The sequence below is a fragment of the Corticimicrobacter populi genome, assembly GCF_003123725.1.
GTDB classification, from domain to species: domain Bacteria; phylum Pseudomonadota; class Gammaproteobacteria; order Burkholderiales; family Burkholderiaceae_B; genus Corticimicrobacter; species Corticimicrobacter populi.
Genome location: NZ_QETA01000007.1, coordinates 164,079 through 182,441 on the forward strand (window position 1 = coordinate 164,079; position 18,363 = coordinate 182,441).

Genomic DNA, 18,363 nt, shown 5'->3' on the forward strand with positions numbered 1-18,363 from the left:
CTTTACTTTATCCAGATCGTCGGCAACGAAATGGCCGGACTGCTTTCGCTCAGGGCACCACCCAGTTGCTGGTAGCCCTGCACCTTGCGGGCATAGCCCTGGGCCTGCTCGCGCCAGTTGATGAATACCCACGGACTGGTTTCCAGCACGCGCTGCTCAACATCGCGATAGATCAGCTTGCGTTGCTCGGGGTCGGTCTGTGCACGGCCCTGGGCCAGCAACTGCTCAAGCTGGTCATCGCGATAACCGATCGGCTTGGCCCAGAAACTGGAGTCCGCCCCCAGGTAATAGGCATAGGCATCGGGATCAGGCAACTTGACCGACACGCCGTAGATCATGGCGTCGTAGTCACCACGGTTCTTGCGTTCGACCAGTGTGGCCCACTCGACCGGCTCAAGTGTCAGGTTGATGCCGGCTTCCTTGAGATTGGCCTGCAGGATCTGCGCCGTCGTGGTGTAGATGCCCAGCCCCTGGAACACCAGCAGCAACATGTCCAGGCCATCGGGATAGCCGGCCTCGGCCAGCAGCGCCCGCGCCTTGTCCAGGTCCCGGTTGTAGGTCCCTTCAAAACCGGGATTGAAATATTGCGAATCAGATGCTGTGGGTGCACCCGTGATCGGCGTGCCATGACCGAAAAACGCAGCCTTGGAGACAGCATCACGATCCAGAGCATAGGACACGGCCTGACGTACGCGAGGATCGTCGAACGGCTTGCGCGTAGCGTTGAACCAGACACTCATGAACGCCCCACCGGCAGTATCCACCTCGAATGCCGGATTACGGCTGAGCGAGGCAATATCTTTCCATGGTACGAAATCGATCATGTCGAGTGACTGGCTGCGCAGTGCGTTGACGCGCGCATCATCGCTCTTGATCATGCGGAAATCGACGCCCTCCAGATAAGGCTGGTCCTCGACATAGTAAGACGGGTTGCGCTCAAGGCTGGCCCGCACCGACGGCTCATAACTGGCCAGGCGGAAAGGACCCGCGCCATTGGCCTCCACCTTGAGGTTGGCACCGCCCTGCACCCACTGCTTGGGTACGATAGCCGCCTCTGTCAGCGCCAGTACGGACAACAGCGTCACGTCGGGGCTATCCTTGCTGATACGGATCGTGCGAGCGTCGGGCGTTTCGATACGTGCCCCCTGCAGATTGGCCCGCAGCGTGGCACCGGTGGCCGGGTCGACAATACGCTCCAGCGAAAACCGGACATCATCAGCTGTCACCGGAGAGCCATCCTGAAAACGGGCATCCTCACGCAGGTGAAACACCAGCGTCTGCGGATCGGGCTGCTCCCAGTTGGCAGCCAGGGCAGGCACGATATCGCCGTTCTTGTCGTAGGTCACCAGAGGGCTGTAGAGCACCCCCACCAAGGCACGCCAGGCACTGCCTCCTGCTACATGTGGATCCAGTGATGCAACCTCGGATACCGTGCCGTAGCGCAACGTACCACCGCGCTTGACAGCCTCATCGGCCAAAGTGGGAACGGAGATGCTGCCCAGCAGGACACTCATGCCTGCTGCCGCCCCGAGTCGCTTCCAGATCTGCAGACCCATCGTTTTTCCCCTTTTCGAGTCGAATCCTGCGCTCACCACACTGCCCATGCCGTTACGCGGCACCAGGCAATGCGGCTATCATCCGATCCACATCGGCCAGATCATTGAAATACGTCGCCGACATCCGCAGATTGCCGCCCCGTACTGCAACGTCTACCCCTTCTTCGCGCAACTGTGCCGCAATGGCATACACATCGACACCCCCTGGGTGCCGGAAAGACAGATTGCCCGAGCGTTCTTCGGCACCCTGCGGACTGACGACCACATAACCTTTCTGCAGGAGCGCCTCGACGGCATGCCCGGTCAGGTTCATGATGTGCTGTTCGATCCGCTGCGAACCCAGGGCCAACTGAATACGGACTGCCGTATCGAGTCCCCACAGCCCGGTGAAGTTTGCCAGCGCCTCTTCGAAGCGACCAGCATCCTTGCGATATTCCAGCACGTAATCCATGTGGTCTTCATCAGGGCTGGTGACGGAATGATAGCCCACGCTCGGCGGGTCCAGCAGTTCCAGTACATCACGGCGGCAATAGAAGAAACCCGTGCCTATCGGTGCCAGCATCCACTTGTGACCACCCACCGACAGGAAGTGCACACCCAGCGCCTCGACATCCATCGCCAGTGCACCTGCCCACTGGATGGCATCCAGATTCAGATAGGCACCACGCTCGGCGCACAATGCCGCAACCGCCGCCACATCCAGGCGAAAACCATTGGAGAACTGCACCGCGCTGAGCGACACCATGCGGGTCCGCTCATCCATCTGGGCACGGATATCATCCACAAGGATACGCCCCTGGCGATTCTTGACCCAACGTACCGACACGCCACGCGCGGCCAGCTTCATCCAGCAATAGACATTGGAGGGGTATTCGATATCCGCCAGAATGACGTTATCACCCTCGCGCCACGGAAAGCCATTGGCGACATTGACCAGGCCTTCGGTCGTATTCTTGACGAAGGCGATCTCTTCGCGCCGGGCACCGATCAGGCGAGCAATGCGGGCCTTGATGACATCGTCGGCATACTTGCACCAATGCGGATAATTGTTGCGACCATGGTCGCGCACATCATGCATGAACCGGTCAACAGCATCGATCACCGGCGTGCTCAGGGCACCGATCGAGGCATTGTTCATGTAGGCACGTTCGCACCGGATCGGGAAATACTGGCCGACCGTATCCCAGGACAGCGCTTCGATGCCCTCGGCATCTTGCGCGAACAGGCCTGGCGTCACCTGCTTGGTCGGGAAGGTATAAATGGTGCTAGACACGAGAAGCTGCCTTGATATTTTAATGGGACGCTTCTGCAACGCATCCAATGTACCCATGCTAGAGGGGTATCAAACCTTACGTCAATTTCCTTATTCGCATGAGTGAATGCGCATTCGGCATAATTCCGTCATACTCTGTCGTATCGCCGCATATGGCACGCATCACAGGATTGCAGCACCCCCAGTTAAACTGCTTTTTATCCACAAAATAAGGGAAAACCCCTATGAGTCTGAAACGACTCCAGGCACTGAAGGCAGTGCTAGAGACAGGCAGCGTCACCGACGGCGCACAAATGCTGAACCGCACCCAGCCCCAGATCAGTCGTCTGCTGGCCGCATTGGAGGACGAAGTCGGTTTTCCATTGTTCGTGCGCCAGGGCCGGGGGCTGCTGCCCACCCGTGAATGCCTGCGCTTCTACGAAGGAACCCGCCATATCCTGGATGGCTTGCAGGATATCTCCCGCGTCGCCAAGTCCATTCGGTCGCACCATGAGGCCTGGCTGCACATTGTCACCCAGCCCTATTTCGCCCATGGCATCATGCCCAATGCCATCCATGCCTTCTCCAAGCAGTATCCAAGCGCCCGGGTCTCGCTGGAAGTCCGCTCGCGAGTGGATGTCGGACTCTGGATGTCGGGGCAAAAATTCGACTTCGGCATGGCCGCCCTGCCACTGGACTTTCCGGGCCTGCGCACACAGCCGTTTGCCGAAGCCAGGGTCGTCGTGGCCATGCCGCCAAGCCATCCGCTGGCCGACAGGAAGGTCCTGCGACCCGAAGACCTGCGGGGCCAGCCCTTCATTGCACTGCGCACCTCGACTTTGCTGCGACAGTTTACCGATGAGCTCTGCGCCCGCCAGGGGATCGAGCTCCAGATTGTGGCAGAAACATCGACCGGAGAATCTGCCTGCATGATGGCCTCGCTGGGCATGGGTCTGACCCTGTCAGATCCGGTACTGGCCTCCAGGGTACCCGGACTGGTGCTGCTGGATTTCGAGCCCGCACTGCACTTGCGCTATGGCTTTTTGCTGCCAGGGCTGTTTGCCCCGTCGGCGCTGGCCCAGGCCTTTGCCCAAACCGTCGTGGAAACGGTCGCACAGATCGGTGGCAGCCGTATCAAGGTTTGCGATCACGGCGGGGAAATCAGGCCAGACTAATCCGGTTTTACAGGTCGCTGAGCCGCTGAAAATCCAGATACGACTCAAATTTCGAGCCCGCACTGCACTTGCGCTATGGCTTTTTGCTGCCAGGGCTGTGCCCCGTCGGCGCTGGCCCAGGCCTTTGCCCAAACCGTCGTGGAAACGGTCGCACAGATCGGTGGCAGCCGTATCAAGGTTTGCGATCACGGCGGGGAAATCAGGCCAGACTAATCCGGTTTTACAGGTCGCTGAGCCGCTGAAAATCCAGATACGACTCAAAAATGGCATAGCGGCCGATACCTTTGATGGGAACATGGCCATAGTAGGGACTCAGTTGCCAGAAAGCAGCCAGATCTGAACCCTTGGCGACGGCATCGACGTAAATGGCGGCAGCCAGTCCAGTGCGATTTGCGCCATGCTCGCAATGGATCAGCAATGGCTTGGGCAATGTTTCCATCAGCAGAGCCAGCTCTTCTGCCTCCTCCACGCTCAGTCCCTTGCCAGAGCTAAACGGGTAATTGACCAGTCTGACGCCCAGGGCTTCCGCTGTCTGGCTTTCCTCCTGGTACCACGGACCACGATCCTCGTCGCGCAGGTTCAGGACCGTGCGGATGCCGTGCTCCTCGACATATTCCCTGAGATCATCGCCATCCGGCTGTGCGGAACGATAGAGCTGTCCGTCGATCACCTCATGGAAATTGCCCGTCATCTGGTTGATGCCGGCATGCACTGCCACCACAACCAGCAAACCTGTCCCGCCAAGGGCGAGCTGCTTCAACAGCTTGAACATCATGATCCTGCATCCGGTTAAACAAGGTTAAGGCCCTATCGGTCTTTCCCCCGTCTCTGCGGACAGGTCGAAAACAGCCATTCGAACTGGCGGCATTCTCGCATGCATTCTCTTGCAGCAGTATGACTGGGATGGCGGCGATGAGATACAGGGCGTAACGGCACCAGGCTGTGCCCATGGCAGCAACGCCCTGAAATGGGAACCGGATCAGGAACAGCGCGCCTGGCTGATGCTGCTGCCGGCCGGCACATCGTGCGTCAGCCAGACATTGCCGCCGATCACGGAGCCCCGCCCGATGGTGACACGCCCCAGAATGGTGGCACCAGCATAGACGACCACATCATCTTCGACGATGGGATGGCGGGCATTGCCCTTGACCAGGGAACCATCCTCGGCCACCGGAAAGCGCTTGGCCCCCAGCGTGACATTCTGGTAGAGCCGGACATTACGGCCGATGATGGCGGTTTCGCCGATCACCACCCCGGTACCGTGATCGATGAAAAAACTCTCGGCGATCTGCGCGCCGGGATGGATGTCGATCCCGGTTTCCGAATGGGCGATCTCGGAGATCAGCCGCGCCAGCATCGGCACACCCAGACGATACAGTTCATGCGCCAGTCGATGCGAGATGATCGCACTGACGCCGGGATAGCACAGCAGCACCTCTGACACGCTGCCGGCAGCAGGATCACCCTGGTAGGCCGCCCGGATGTCGCTGACCAACAGCGCACGGATACCCGGCAATGCAGCCGCAAACCGACGTGTCAGTTCAACGGCCTGGGCCTCGATGGCCTCGTCAGTCCCCGGCTCACGTCCCTGCACGAAAAACAGCGCCCGGCGCACCTGCTCGACCAATATCGCCAGGGTCGAGCTGAGTGTGGTGCCGACAAAATAGTCGATGCTTTCCTCGGTCAGGTCGGCATGCCCATAGTGCGTGGGAAACAGGCTGGCCGCACACCCATGCACCACACTGGACACCGCCTCGCGCGAAGGCAGTTCGCGGATGCGGCCGAGATAGCGGATCTTGTGCGTAACTTCGCGCGATTCACGCAATGCGGAAACCACTTCTTCCACGCCCCAATGGGAGTAGGCAATGGCCACGCGCTGGTAGGGATTGGATCTGGAATTCATATGACATAACCGGTTGAACATGCGTATATTACGCTTTCCATTCATAGAAGATCAGGAATCCGGCATGTTCGAGGAAGCCGAAAACGCCCCATCCCTGCCCAAGGCGCAGCAATCTGCCGACTTCATCGAGGAACTGCGTACCGGCTTGCTGCGGGAACAGTACCGCCGACTCGACGAGAAACGCCAGACCCTGCTGATCGTGGTCGCCGGTATCGACGGTGCCGGCAAGGGTTCGACCATCAACCAGCTCAACAGCTGGATGGATCCACGCCACATTCGCACCCTGGCCTATGGCGAGCTGAGCGATCTCGAAGCCATGCGCCCGGCCATGTGGCGCTACTGGCGTGATCTGCCGGCCAAGGGCGAGACCGGTGTGATTTTCGGTTCCTGGTACGGTTCGCTGCTGACCGAGGCCAGCCGCAAAAAACCCGACCCCGATCTGATCCGCCGCTATGCCTCGCAGATCAACCAGTTCGAAGCCATGCTGGCTCAGGAAGGCGTACAGGTCGTCAAGCTCTGGTACCACCTGTCGGCCAAAGCCCAGAAAAAACGCACCGAAACTCTGTTGGCTGACCCAGATACAGCCTGGCGAGTCACCGAAGCAGACCTCAAGGTACAGAAGCGCTTCAAGCGCCTGCGCCAGGCCGCCGAGGACACCATCGGCCTGACGCACCAGGATCATGCCCCCTGGGTCATCATTCCCAGTTCCAACGACAACCTGCGCAGCGTGCGTACCGGCCTGACCGTGCTCGACGCCCTGCGCCAGAAGCCCGCTCGCAAGGTCACCGTCCACGCCCCCACCAGCGTGCCGCTCAATCCGCACACGGTACGGCTGACCGGCATGGAGTACGCTCCCGCACTGGAAAAAGGCGACTACGAATCCGAACTGCAGCATTGGCAGGCCCGGCTGGCCCGTGCGGCCCGAACCCCCGAGTTTGCGCACCGCTCGATGGTCATCGCCTTCGAAGGCCAGGACGCTGCCGGCAAGGGTGGAGCCATTCGCCGCATTACCGATGTGCTCGACGCCCGCTACTACGACGTCTATCCGGTGGCCGCCCCCAGCGAAGACGAGCGGGCTCGCCCCTACCTTTGGCGCTTCTGGCGTCCCCTGCCACGCCACGGGCACATCGCGATCTTCGATCGCTCATGGTATGGCCGCGTACTGGTCGAACGGGTCGAGAAATTCGCCAAGCCCGCCGAATGGCAGCGTGCCTACGGCGAGATCAACAACTTCGAAGCCCAGATGGTCGCCAATGGCACGCTGGTACTGAAGTTCTGGCTGGCCATCACCAAGGACGAACAGCTCAAGCGCTTCGAGGAACGCATGCGTTCCAGCATCAAGCACTACAAGATCACCGACGAGGACTGGCGCAACCGCAACCGCTGGAACACCTACAAGACCGCTGCCGACGAGATGCTGCGCCGCACCGACACACCGCACGCCCCCTGGCATGTGGTGGCGACCAACGACAAGCGCCGCGCCCGCATCGAAGTGCTCAAGGCCGTGGTGCTGGCACTCGAGGGCGCTGACCAGGCTCCGGTCTACCAGGAACCATCGATCGAGTCGCAGTTCCACGAGGCCTCCTGACACGCCAGGGCCCGCCACACTCACTTAAAAGAAGCCTCGCACAGACCCTGCCGAGCCATGCATACTGAAACACCCGCCTCTTGCCCGCTCTGCCAACCCCAGGACGAAACTCTGATCTGGCACGATGAGCAATTCCGCGTCATCGCCGTCGATGATCCGGCCTATCCGGGTTTTACCCGGGTGATCTGGAACGCGCATGCTGCCGAGATGACAGACCTGCCACCCGCTGCACGGGCACACCTGATGCAGGCGGTGTGGACGGTGGAACAGGCACTGCGCGACACGCTGCAGCCGCACAAGATCAACCTGGCCTCGCTTGGCAACATGGTGCCGCACCTGCATTGGCACCTGATCCCGCGCTGGCAGGATGACCTGCACTTTCCAGACCCTGTGTGGGCCGCGCCCAAGCACGATCCGGCACGCCATGTGATCTGGCACGACAGCAGGCTGAAGGCCATCCGGGCACGACTGCCGGAATGCCATGCGCACATACGCAGCGCTCTGGCGCTGCGCTGACGCGATCCGGGAATCAGATTACCGAGATCTGACCGACCATGCCGGCCTCGGAATGTCCGGGCAGCAGGCAGGCAAAATCCACCGTGCCGGACTGGCCGAACGTCCAGACCAGTTGGCCACTGGCCTTGCCCTCCAGGCTGACGGCATTCTGCTCGGCATGCGCCATGCCCGGCTGCTCGCGCATCTGTACGGCATGCGCGCGCAGGTCTTCGAGCGATCCCAGCACCATTTCGTGAGCGATGTCGCCATTGTTGTGCACGACGAAGCGTACGGTTTCCCCGGCAGCCACATCGATCCTGGCTGGCGAGAAGCGCATCATGTCGTCCATGGATACTTCGACCGTACGGCTGGCCTGGGCCGCCTCACCCGGCTGACCAATATCGACAGCGGCGTGACCGCCACCCGTACCATGGTCATGCGCTGCGGAGCCATGCCCGGCCTGCCCATGGGCAGACGCGCTGGTGTCCCCCTGGGCCGGGCTGCCGTGTCCACCGGTATGGTTGCCGGCACTCCAGGCCACCATCGGTGCCAGCGCCAACACCGCCAGCATTGCGATCTTCTTCATCATGCACTCCTGTCAGACAAGGTTGTAACCTTTATTCGACAGTGACACTCTTTGCAAGGTTCCGTGGTTTGTCCACATCGGTGCCTCGCGCGCAGGCCGTGTGATACGACAGCAATTGCAAAGGCACAGTATGCAGGATGGGGGACAGCATGCCGTAGTGTTCTGGCATGCGGATCACGTGGGTACCTTCGGACGAGGCGATACGGCTATCGGCATCGGCAAACACATACAGGTCGCCGCCACGTGCGCGCACTTCCTGCATATTGGACTTGAGCTTTTCCAGCAGGGCATCGTGCGGTGCCACCACCACCACCGGCATATGCTCGGTCACCAGGGCCAGCGGGCCATGCTTGAGTTCGCCGGCCGGGTAGGCCTCGGCATGGATGTAGCTGATTTCCTTGAGTTTGAGCGCGCCTTCGAGGGCGATCGGGTAGTGCATGCCGCGCCCCAGGAACAATGCATTCTCCTTGCCGGCAAAGCGCTCGGCCCAGGCAATGATCTGCGGCTCCAGGGCCAGCACCGCGCCAATCGCCGTCGGCAGGTGACGCAACGCCTTGATGTGCTGCGCCTCGGCCTCTTCGCTCAGCCTTCCCCGCACTTGCGCCAGGGACAGGGCCAGCATGAACAAGGCCGTCAACTGCGTGGTGAAGGCCTTGGTCGAAGCCACCCCGATCTCGACACCGGCACGCGTGATGAAGTTGAGCGCGCACTCGCGCACCATGGCGCTGGTCGCCACGTTGCAGATCGTCAGGGTGTGCTGCATGCCAAGGCTGCGGGCATGCTTGAGCGCAGCCAGCGTATCAGCCGTTTCGCCCGACTGGGAAATGGTCACGACCAGGCTGTTGGGATTGGGCACGCTGTCGCGATAGCGGTATTCGCTGGCGATTTCGACCGACACCGGCACCTGGGCGATGGATTCGATCCAGTACTTGGCAGTCAGGCCGGCGTAGTAGCTGGTGCCGCAGGCCAGCACGAGGACCGAATCCACCTGCTTGAAAATCTTGTAGGCCTGGTCGCCGAACAGTTCGGGGGTGATCGACTCGATGTCCTGCAGGGTATCGCCCACCGCACGCGGCTGTTCGAAGATTTCTTTCTGCATGAAGTGGCGATACGGTCCCAGGTCTGCAGCGCCGGTATGCACGTGCACCACATGGATTTCGCGCTCGACGCGACGGCCCTCGGCATCGACGACCCAGACCCCGTTGAGCTGCAGATCGACCACGTCGCCTTCTTCAAGGTAGATGATGCGGTCCGTCGTGCCTGCCAGTGCCAGCGCATCCGACGCCAGGAAGTTCTCGCCCTCGCCGACGCCGACCACCAGCGGCGAGCCCTGGCGGGCTCCAACCACGCGGTGCGGCTCGTCGCGGCAGAACACGGCGATGGCATAGGCACCCTGCAGGCGACGCACGGCCTGCTGCACGGCCTCGAACAGATCCCCGGCATACAGGTGATCGACCAGATGCGCGACCACCTCGGTGTCGGTCTGGCTGACGAAGGTATAGCCAATCTGGGTCAGTTCGGCGCGTAGCTCGTCATGGTTCTCGATGATGCCGTTGTGCACCAGCGCGATACGCGGCTCGTCCAGGTTCAGTCCGGAAAAGTGTGGGTGCGCATTCTGCGTGACGGGCGCGCCATGCGTAGCCCAGCGGGTATGGGCAATGCCGGTGAACCCGGCCAGGTGATCATGCTCGATCTGCTCGGCCAGTTCGGCCACGCGCTGCGTGCTGCGCGAACGGCGCAACTGCCCATCGGCATGCACGGCCACGCCGCAGGAATCATAGCCACGGTATTCGAGCCGTCGCAGACCTTCGACCAGCACAGGGGTGATATCACGTTGCGCCACGGCGCCAACAATGCCACACATAGAATCCGCTCCAGTAAAAAGGCTATCGCAGCCCGAATGAATTGAGATGGGTGCATTGTGCGGCAGCCATCGAGAAATATGATTTCTTTTTTTAATAAATATGGAAATTTAATTTCCACACATATTTGTCAGGAAATTTAATTTCCCATGTTTATTTTTTTAGAAATTTAATATCATTAAAGCTGATTGAATACAGGATGCCCACATCAGTATCCCCTGCATGCGCTCGCACAGCACAAGCCAGGTTCACACCTCCATACATAGCAGGCATCACGACCATCATGACTGTTGCAGCATCCACACGCATCGAGCTCGACGATACAGACCACCGCATCCTCGCGCTATTGCAGGAAAACAGCGCCCTGACCAATCAGGAGCTGGCCCACCTGAGTCATACCTCACCTGCCACCTGCCTGCGGCGTGTGCGACGGCTCGTCGAAACCGGCGTGATCGCACGCCAAGTCGCACTGCTCGACGCCAACCGCATCCGCCCCAGCCTGACCGCCATCGTCGAGATCACGCTCGACCAGCAGGCTGAGGAACAGCTGTCAGCATTCGAGAGCGCCTGCCAGGCCGAAGCCGCCATCCAGCAATGCTATCGCGTCTCACAGGGGCCGGATTTCGTGCTGATCATCGAGGTCACCGACATGCCGGCCTACCACGCACTGGCACATCGCTTCTTCACGGGGCAGAAAAATGTCCGCAACGTACGGACCTTCTTTTCCATCAACCGGGCCAAGTTCGATACCCGGATCGCCCTCACTCCGCCCGCATCCGCCACAGATTGAGTGCCACCGCTGCCGACGCACACAGCAACGCCGCACACAGCCCCAGTATCGGTCCCTGCGTATCATGCAGACCAAACCCCACCGCCACACAGGCGGCCCCCACGCTCTGCCCGAATACCCGGGTGGTCGCCTGCATGCCACCTGCCGCACCACTGCGCTCCAGTGGAGCCGACGACAGCATGGCCCGATTGTTGGGGGTCTGGAAAAAACCGAAACCGATGCCGGTCAGCGTCATGGTCAGCATGATCCAGCCATTGCCGACGTCCTTCGGCAGGCCCAGCAACGTGGCCAGCCCGGCCACCATCACGGCGGCACCGATGGCCGACAGCCGCGCAGCCGGTGCCCGGTCCGACAGCCATCCAGCCACCGGAGCCATCACTGCCGTCCCGATAGGCCAGGCTCCCATCAGCATGCCCAGCTCCAGATAATCGCGCCCCAATACCTTCAGAAAATAGAACGGCAGCGAAACAATGGTGGCCATCTGCGCCGCAAACATGAATGCCGAGGCACTGACCGCAAACCCAATGGCCGGGATATGCAGCAGGTCCACGGGTGCCAGTGGTGCCGCCTGACGACGCGAGCGCACATACAGCAAGCGGCCCGGCAAGACAGCCAGGGCCATCATCGCCAGCGCCCGCAGCGGATGACTAGCCAGATGATCCAACCCCACCACGAACAACCCGAACATCAGCATGCTGAGCAGGGCACTGGCCATGTCGAAGCGCGCACGCACAGTCGGCACTTCCGGCAACTTGCGCACACCGGCCAGGGCCAGCAGGCCGATCGGCAGGCTCAACAACAGAATCCAGCGCCAGGAGCCTGCTGCCAGGATCGTCGAACCGATCGACGGCCCCAGCACCGCAGTCATGCCGACCGTCATGGCGTTCCAGCTGATACCGCGCCCCAGCATTTCGCGGGGATAGATGGCTCGCACCAGCCCCCCGAACAGACACATCAGGCTGGCCGCGCCCACTCCCTGGCCCATGCGCGCCGCAATCAGCCAGGGCAGCGAGGTCGACAGCGCCCCCAGTGCCGCCGACGCCAGGAACAGGCTCATGCCGCACACGAACATGCGTCTGAACCCAACCCGCTCGGCCACGGCAGCCAAAGGCAACAACAGCGACAGTACGGTCAGGCTGTAGGCATTGACGATCCAGACCACCGATGCCGGCTGCACGCCGAACTCGTCGGAAATCGCAGGCAGCGCCACATTGAGGCTGCTGGCGTCAAGCACCGTCAGGCCGATGCCCAGCAACAGCACCACCGCCGCCCACAGGCGGCGGGGCATCGGCAAGCCGTCGGTCACGACGTGCGCACGGGCCGTTCCCAGCCTTCAATGCTGGTCTGCCGGGTACGCGATACCGTCAGTTGACCCGCCGGCGCATCGCGCGTCAGCGTCGTACCTGCGCCGATCGTGGCACCGGCACCGACCGTGATCGGTGCCACCAGTTGGGAATCTGAACCGATGAAGGCATCATCCTCGATCACAGTCTTGTGCTTGTTGACACCATCGTAATTGCAGGTGATCGTGCCGGCACCGATATTGACGCGGGCCCCCACTTCGGCATCGCCGACATAGGACAGGTGGTTCGCCTTGGAACCCTTGCCGATACGGGCATTCTTGACCTCGACGAAGTTGCCGACATGGCTGTCCTCGCCCAGCTCGGCTCCGGGCCGCAGACGGGCATAGGGACCAATCTTCGCACCCTGCGCCGCTGTGGCGCGCTCAAGATGACTGTACGCCTCGACGCGCACCCCCTCGCCGAGGGTCACATCGCGCAGCACGCAGTGGGGACCGACATGCACACCATCGGCCAGTTCGACACGGCCTTCGAACACGCAACCCACATCGATGAACACGTCCCTGCCACACAGCAACTCACCGCGCACATCGAAACGGGCCGGATCGGCCAGTGTCACGCCAGCCTCGAGCTGGCGACGCGCCTGTTCCTGCTGCCAGGCGCGCTCCAGGGCAGCCTGCTGGGCACGGCTGTTGACACCCAGGGTTTCCCAACCCGCAGCGGGTTGCGCAGCCTGCACCGACACACCGCTTTCCACGGCCATGCCGACGACATCCGTCAGGTAGTACTCCTGCTGCGCGTTGTCATTATCCAGAGACGCCAGCCAACCGATCAGCGCCTTGGTTGGTGCTGCCAGGATACCGGTATTGACCTCGCGGATGGCCTGCTCGGCCTCTGACGCATCCTTGTGCTCGACGATGCGCTGGATGGCCCCGGCAGCATCGCGCACGATGCGTCCATAGCCCGTCGCATCGGCCAACGTTTCGGTCAGCAGGGCCAGCCCCTGGCCACGTGCAGCCAGGAGACGCCGCAGCGTTTCCGGCTGCACCAGGGGAACATCGCCATACAGCACCAGGGTAGCGTCATCCGGGCCATCGCCGCCCAACAGCTCCGGCACCGCCTGGCGCACGGCATCACCCGTGCCCTGTTGAGGTTCCTGCAGCACAAAGCGGATCCCGGGCCAGTCGGCATAGGCCTGCCGGACCTGCTCGCCGCCATGGCCGATCACGACCACCACGCGCGCCGGCTCGAGCGCAGCAGCACTGGCCAGCACATGACCCAGCATGGGACGGCCGGCGATGGGATGCAGCACCTTGGGCAAATCGGACTGCATGCGCTTGCCGCGTCCGGCAGCCAGGATGACGATATTCAACATGGGTCATATCCCCGAGGTTTGAGATATGCATATTGTGTCATGCCGCCCCTGGCCCCGCCATGTGCGGTCGTTACTTTTTATCTGCTGCCACCTTGCTGGCCGCAGGCTTGCGGGCGGCAGTTTTTCTTGCGACCGGTTTGCGTGCGGCAGGCGTGCTGGTCGCCGTTTTCTTGACAGCCGTCGCTTTCCGGGCAGTTGCCGTTTTTTTCCTCGCTCCGACAGTCTTTTCCGCCGAGGCAGGAGCCGAAGCCGGCGTAGCGGAGGCCGCAGGCGCGACAACCGCATCACTGACTCGCACCATGTCCAGGATCTGGGTGAACTGTGTATTGAGGGTATCCCACCAGGCCTGCGACGATTGCCCGAACGCCGCCGAAACAGCCTGGGCCGCCTCGCTTGCCGTGCCCGTCGCCGACTTTGAAGCATCAGCTTCGCCGGCGGTGCCATTCTTGCCAGCGGCAGCCTGCGCTTGGCTGCGTTCTGCCGCCTGCCCTGTGGTCCGTGCCGCAGCCAGCAGACCATCAGAAAATCCCTGCAGGGCAGCCATCGTGGCACGCTGCACCTCCAGGCTCTGGATGGTATTGCTCAGCATGGACAGATTGAACTGCAACCAGCCCTGCACCGTCTTGAGTTCCGTGATGCGACGATCCAGCTCCTGAGGATCCAGCCCTGCTGCCAACGGCAGCCCACTGGCCAGGCCCTGTGGCCCGGCCAGGCCGCCCCAGGCCTGCTGCATCATGTCCATGCCCGACAGCAGAGGGTTGTTCCCCATGCTCCCCAGGCCGCCCGGTATTGCAAATGGATTGAAAGAATCTGCTGCCATGACTGCCTCCACACAAAGATACAAATTGATTGGAAAGATACAGGATTTCCTGAAACTTTCGCCACCAGGCAAGGACTAACCCTTGGATGCTGCATGAATATCATCAGTTTTCCTGCCCGTCTCGGCTTCTCCTCCTTCCCCTCCCAAATAGAGACGGGCATTCCGGACACCTCCTGCAGGTGTCCTTTTTTTTGCTCAAGACCCTGCACGCTAAAATAGCGCATGCTCATGATACCCGCCCCTGTGCTGCCCGCAGCTGCCATCGAAACCCTGCAACGCCTGCAGCAACGCTACCAACAGCAGTCGGCATCCAGCCCCGTGCCTGCAAGCCGGCCACTGCGGATCGCCGGCAGGCTATGCGGCTGGCTCGATCCGGCAGCACAGGCCGCCCTGGCCGACAACCCTGTCTGCGTGCGCCATGACGACGGCCTGGAACTGTTTCATGACATTCCACCCGGCCCGGCACTGGATGCAGCATTGGCAGCGTTGGCGCTGAAACTGCGCGATGCTGGCTGCCTGCGCACCTGGCGCGACGAAACGCTGCCCGTCACCGACGCGTCAGGCCAGGTCTTTGCAGCCTTGGAGCGTGGTGCGGTACGGCCATTCGGACTGCTGACATTCGCCTTGCATCTCAATGCATGGACGCCTGAAGGCAATCTCTGGATCGCACAGCGCGCCCTGACCAAATCCACCGACCCCGGCATGTGGGATACCCTGGTCGGCGGCCTGGCCGCCTATGGCGAAAGCATGGAAACGGCGCTGCTGCGCGAAAGCGCCGAAGAAGCCGGGCTAGCGCCTGCAGACCTGAACTCGCGCAGCCCACTGCGCACCATCTGGCGTGTGCGCAGCCGTCTGCCGGAAGGCTATCAGCTTGAAGACATCATCGTCAGCGATTGCATCCTGTCGCCGGACGTGCGGCCTGCCAACCAGGACGGCGAAGTCATGGCCATCCGAACGGCATCTCCCCTCGAAGTCACCGCCATGCTGGAAGCGGGAGACTTCACGCAGGAAGCAGCGCTGGTATTGGTCGAGGGATTGCTGCACTACAGCCAGGCCACCTGACCGCCATTGCACGCTGCTGCACGGTCAGACGCCTTCTACTCAATGCATCGCGGCACGATCTGGTACCCGAGCCGTCACAGCAACAGCAAGCCCCCCACCGGCAGCAACAGCAGCGCCGGCCACAGTTGCCGACGCACGACACGGTCGCGCAACCAGTCAAGATCCGTATGCCCACGGCGCAGTGCCAGGATACCTGCGTTGAGTACGAGACAGATGAGATTGCCGATACCCAGAACAATCAGCGGTTCCAGGATACCGACGCTATTCAGGATGAGGCCACCCGACCCGTCAAACAGGACAAGCAGCAGCAACAGCCCGCCAAGGAGCACGGCTGCAATGGCCACTATCACAGACAGCGCACCAAGAAGTTGTACGAGAGCACTGATCAACCATTCCATCGGCCCAGTGTAGCAGGGACTTTGCCGCACTTGGCCGTGCCGCATCATTCCGTTATGGTGACGTTTTACAGGGAAACAACATGGCAGACAAAGCACGACATCAGGCACGGCGCGAGCAACTGGCAATCCTGTACGGTGATCCCCTGCAAGACGGCGAAAAACCGATCGAACCGAGTGCTTTGCATACCATTACGCTGATGATGTCGATGGCATACGCGCTGGATCAATGCGAAGGAGCCACAACCGGACGGCTGGAGCATGCCCGAACACTGGGGTTGCAATTGCTGCTGGAGGGTGGCGAGTCGCAAGTCGAGGCACAGGCCATGCTGGACATTGCCATCAACGCCATTCAGGCCGAAACACGCAAACACGCCGCAGCCCCCGCCGATCCCCTCGTTTGCCAGACCTGGCTGGCATTGCTGGAGGAAGAGGTCGAATATATACGCACCCTCGTGCGCGCATGACGTGCGAGCGGCTCAGTACCGAAAGACCCAGGGTGTCATGGGGTGGAACCTCGACGTGGCATCAGGGGTGCCACGCAAGTATTGTCGTGTCAGCCGAGGCAAATTGACCCGACTGGGATTCGGCAGCCCCAACGCCAGAAACAGTCGACTGGACATCACGGCGTAGGGATACACGCGCCACGCAACCAGGCCAACGACCAACATCAGCATCGTGCCCGTAACCAGACTGGATGTCAGCCACCAGAACCAGTCCATCGGCATGCCGTGGATGATATCCATCACCATGGCAAACAGGAAAGACCCCAGCAGGCACGCCGATCCCCAGCCCAGCAGCAACATTTTCAGGAAAGCCCGATGTCCACGGCCGCTGTGCGGCGGCATCCAGATGGTTCGATCCAATGGTCGGGCAACGGCCCGGGCAACCCAAGTGTCACCCTGACGCTGCCCCAGCACAATCACTTCATCCTCGTCGAGGAACCCGACGTTGCCAAGAAAGCCGGTCACCGGATACGGCCCTACCCGGCATTGAAAAGTCATGATGGGATCGGTTGCATCGCCCTGACTGGCTGCCGCACTCGCCGCAGCACCCGCCAGCCCTTCCAGGGCAAGCCCGGTCGCCGCGACCGCACCGACGTCACGATCCCCCTGCCGCCAGACAAAATCCTGGCGACCTGTCATCGTGCTCAGTTCCGATACTTTGCCAACCAGGCGTTCATAGGGGACGCTGCTCATGCCGGATAATGAATTCGAGGGCGCAGATTACTGCGGGTCATGCACGGCCAAGGCACCACACAATATGCTGCGTCGTCAGGCAGCCAGGGCCACCCGCATTTTTTTCATCGCAGCCGCCTCGATCTGGCGGATGCGCTCTGCCGACACACCATACTGCTGTGCCAGGTCCTGCAGGGTCGGGCCGCTTTCGTCACCCAGCCAGCGGGATTCGACGATATGGCGGGCACGCGGATCGAGCACATCCAGGGCACGCTTGAGTCCGGTGCTCTGCAGTTCATCATGCGCCTGCCGCTCCAGCACCTGACTGGGCTCCTGCTCGCCTTCGTCGGACAGCCAGGCCACAGGTGCAAAGCGATGATCATCGTCCGCATCGACCGGTGCTTCGAGCGCGACCTCATGGCCATACATGCGCACTTCCATCTCGGCGACATCTTCAGGCCGAACATTGAGCTTGTCGGCAATGCCCTGCACCGCCTCGGGATCCAGCGTACGGCCGTCGGGCCGCATGCTGCGCAGGTTGAAGAACAGCTTGCGCTGTGCCTTGGTGGTGGCGACCTTGACCAGCCGCCAGTTGCGGACGATGAATTCGTGGATTTCGGCCTTGATCCAGTGCACGGCAAACGACACCAGCCGCACACCGCGTGCCGGGTCGAAACGCTTGACGGCTTTCATCAGGCCGATATTGCCTTCCTGCACCAGATCGCCATGCGGCAGGCCATAGCCCATGTACTGGCGCGCGATGGACACGACCAGTCGCAGGTGCGAAAGCACCAGTTGGCGCGCAGCCTCGAGATCACCCTCGTCGCGCAGGCGCTGCGCAAGCGTGGTCTCCTGCTCGGCACTCAGCACCGGCAGTCGGTTGACAGTAGCAATATAGGCATCCAGCGAACCCAGTGCGCCCGGATTGGCAACCGCTGCCGCCAGGGCATTGCCTGACAGGGCCAGCGGCTGGTTTGCGTGTTTCATGGAGGCAGTCTCCTGAAAGCGATCGTTGATCGACAAGG

The 18,363-nt window shown here is 61.5% G+C and carries 18 protein-coding genes; 6 read left to right on the plus strand and 12 right to left on the minus strand.

Translation table 11 applies throughout. The annotated features are described in order from the left end of the window. Window positions 1-2: 2 nt before the first annotated feature. Together DD235_RS14960 and DD235_RS14965 are read right to left on the minus strand one after the other, a co-directional pair. Window positions 3-1,556, minus strand: coding sequence for an ABC transporter substrate-binding protein (locus DD235_RS14960; RefSeq protein WP_109062890.1), 1,554 nt, complete (start codon window positions 1,554-1,556; stop codon window positions 3-5). Between the two features lie 52 nt (window positions 1,557-1,608). Further along, window positions 1,609-2,829: an aminotransferase class V-fold PLP-dependent enzyme gene (locus tag DD235_RS14965; protein ID WP_239990177.1), complete on the minus strand. Its 1,221-nt coding sequence runs from the start codon at window positions 2,827-2,829 to the stop codon at window positions 1,609-1,611. Window positions 2,830-3,053: 224 nt separating this feature from the next. Here DD235_RS14965 and DD235_RS14970 point away from each other — a divergent pair, with 224 nt between their 5' ends. Beyond that, window positions 3,054-3,983, plus strand: coding sequence for a LysR family transcriptional regulator (locus tag DD235_RS14970; protein ID WP_109062892.1), 930 nt, complete (start codon window positions 3,054-3,056; stop codon window positions 3,981-3,983). A gap of 220 nt (window positions 3,984-4,203) precedes the next feature. On the opposite strand, the gene DD235_RS14975 is transcribed toward DD235_RS14970, so the two are convergent. Together DD235_RS14975 and epsC are read right to left on the minus strand one after the other, a co-directional pair. Next, complete coding sequence (locus DD235_RS14975; protein ID WP_109062893.1) at window positions 4,204-4,758, minus strand: dual specificity protein phosphatase family protein; 555 nt, start codon at window positions 4,756-4,758, stop codon at window positions 4,204-4,206. A 204-nt stretch (window positions 4,759-4,962) separates the two neighbouring features. Next, window positions 4,963-5,886 carry a serine O-acetyltransferase EpsC gene (gene epsC / locus DD235_RS14980; protein WP_109062894.1) on the minus strand — a complete coding sequence of 308 codons (924 nt, stop codon included), beginning with the start codon at window positions 5,884-5,886 and terminating at the stop codon, window positions 4,963-4,965. Between the two features lie 64 nt (window positions 5,887-5,950). Between epsC and pap the strand changes: the two genes are divergently transcribed. Next, window positions 5,951-7,474: a polyphosphate:AMP phosphotransferase gene (gene pap, locus DD235_RS14985; protein ID WP_109062895.1), complete on the plus strand. Its 1,524-nt coding sequence runs from the start codon at window positions 5,951-5,953 to the stop codon at window positions 7,472-7,474. Window positions 7,475-7,531: 57 nt separating this feature from the next. Further along, on the plus strand, window positions 7,532-7,990 hold the full coding sequence (locus DD235_RS14990; RefSeq protein WP_109062896.1) for an HIT family protein: 459 nt from the start codon (window positions 7,532-7,534) through the stop codon (window positions 7,988-7,990). Between the two features lie 13 nt (window positions 7,991-8,003). Here the strand turns inward: DD235_RS14990 and DD235_RS14995 are convergent, their stop codons facing one another. Continuing rightward, window positions 8,004-8,555, minus strand: a complete 552-nt coding sequence (locus DD235_RS14995; protein ID WP_109062897.1) for a cupredoxin domain-containing protein — start codon at window positions 8,553-8,555, stop codon at window positions 8,004-8,006. Window positions 8,556-8,586: 31 nt separating this feature from the next. Continuing rightward, a complete protein-coding gene (gene glmS, locus DD235_RS15000) occupies window positions 8,587-10,419 on the minus strand; it encodes a glutamine--fructose-6-phosphate transaminase (isomerizing) (protein WP_109062898.1) in 1,833 nt (610 codons plus the stop codon). A 281-nt stretch (window positions 10,420-10,700) separates the two neighbouring features. Between glmS and DD235_RS15005 the strand changes: the two genes are divergently transcribed. After that, complete coding sequence (locus DD235_RS15005) at window positions 10,701-11,207, plus strand: Lrp/AsnC family transcriptional regulator (protein WP_109062899.1); 507 nt, start codon at window positions 10,701-10,703, stop codon at window positions 11,205-11,207. On the opposite strand, the gene DD235_RS15010 is transcribed toward DD235_RS15005, so the two are convergent. The 3 genes from DD235_RS15010 to DD235_RS16810 form a co-directional block, all read right to left on the minus strand. Further along, window positions 11,179-12,495: an MFS transporter gene (locus DD235_RS15010; protein WP_109062967.1), complete on the minus strand. Its 1,317-nt coding sequence runs from the start codon at window positions 12,493-12,495 to the stop codon at window positions 11,179-11,181. The genes DD235_RS15005 and DD235_RS15010 overlap by 29 nt on opposite strands. Before the next feature lie 14 nt (window positions 12,496-12,509). Beyond that, entirely contained in the window at window positions 12,510-13,883 is a 1,374-nt protein-coding gene (gene glmU / locus DD235_RS15015; RefSeq protein WP_109062900.1) for a bifunctional UDP-N-acetylglucosamine diphosphorylase/glucosamine-1-phosphate N-acetyltransferase GlmU, read from the minus strand. A gap of 70 nt (window positions 13,884-13,953) precedes the next feature. Then, window positions 13,954-14,703 carry a PhaM family polyhydroxyalkanoate granule multifunctional regulatory protein gene (locus DD235_RS16810; RefSeq protein WP_155574626.1) on the minus strand — a complete coding sequence of 250 codons (750 nt, stop codon included), beginning with the start codon at window positions 14,701-14,703 and terminating at the stop codon, window positions 13,954-13,956. Between the two features lie 228 nt (window positions 14,704-14,931). Between DD235_RS16810 and DD235_RS15025 the strand changes: the two genes are divergently transcribed. Then, the gene (locus DD235_RS15025; RefSeq protein WP_109062968.1) at window positions 14,932-15,765 is read left to right on the plus strand and encodes an NUDIX hydrolase; all 834 of its coding nucleotides are present in this window, start codon (window positions 14,932-14,934) and stop codon (window positions 15,763-15,765) included. Between the two features lie 74 nt (window positions 15,766-15,839). Here DD235_RS15025 and DD235_RS15030 read toward each other — a convergent pair whose 3' ends face one another. Beyond that, window positions 15,840-16,115 (minus strand): hypothetical protein, encoded by a 276-nt coding sequence (locus DD235_RS15030; protein ID WP_146193520.1) that lies wholly within the window; start codon window positions 16,113-16,115, stop codon window positions 15,840-15,842. A 128-nt stretch (window positions 16,116-16,243) separates the two neighbouring features. On the opposite strand from DD235_RS15030, the gene DD235_RS15035 reads away from it, so the two are divergent. Beyond that, window positions 16,244-16,627: a hypothetical protein gene (locus DD235_RS15035; protein ID WP_109062903.1), complete on the plus strand. Its 384-nt coding sequence runs from the start codon at window positions 16,244-16,246 to the stop codon at window positions 16,625-16,627. Window positions 16,628-16,639: 12 nt separating this feature from the next. On the opposite strand, the gene DD235_RS15040 is transcribed toward DD235_RS15035, so the two are convergent. Beyond that, window positions 16,640-17,359: a putative type VI secretion system effector gene (locus tag DD235_RS15040; RefSeq protein ID WP_109062904.1), complete on the minus strand. Its 720-nt coding sequence runs from the start codon at window positions 17,357-17,359 to the stop codon at window positions 16,640-16,642. Window positions 17,360-17,434: 75 nt separating this feature from the next. Further along, window positions 17,435-18,325, minus strand: a complete 891-nt coding sequence (gene rpoH / locus DD235_RS15045; protein ID WP_109062905.1) for an RNA polymerase sigma factor RpoH — start codon at window positions 18,323-18,325, stop codon at window positions 17,435-17,437. Window positions 18,326-18,363 lie beyond the last annotated feature (38 nt).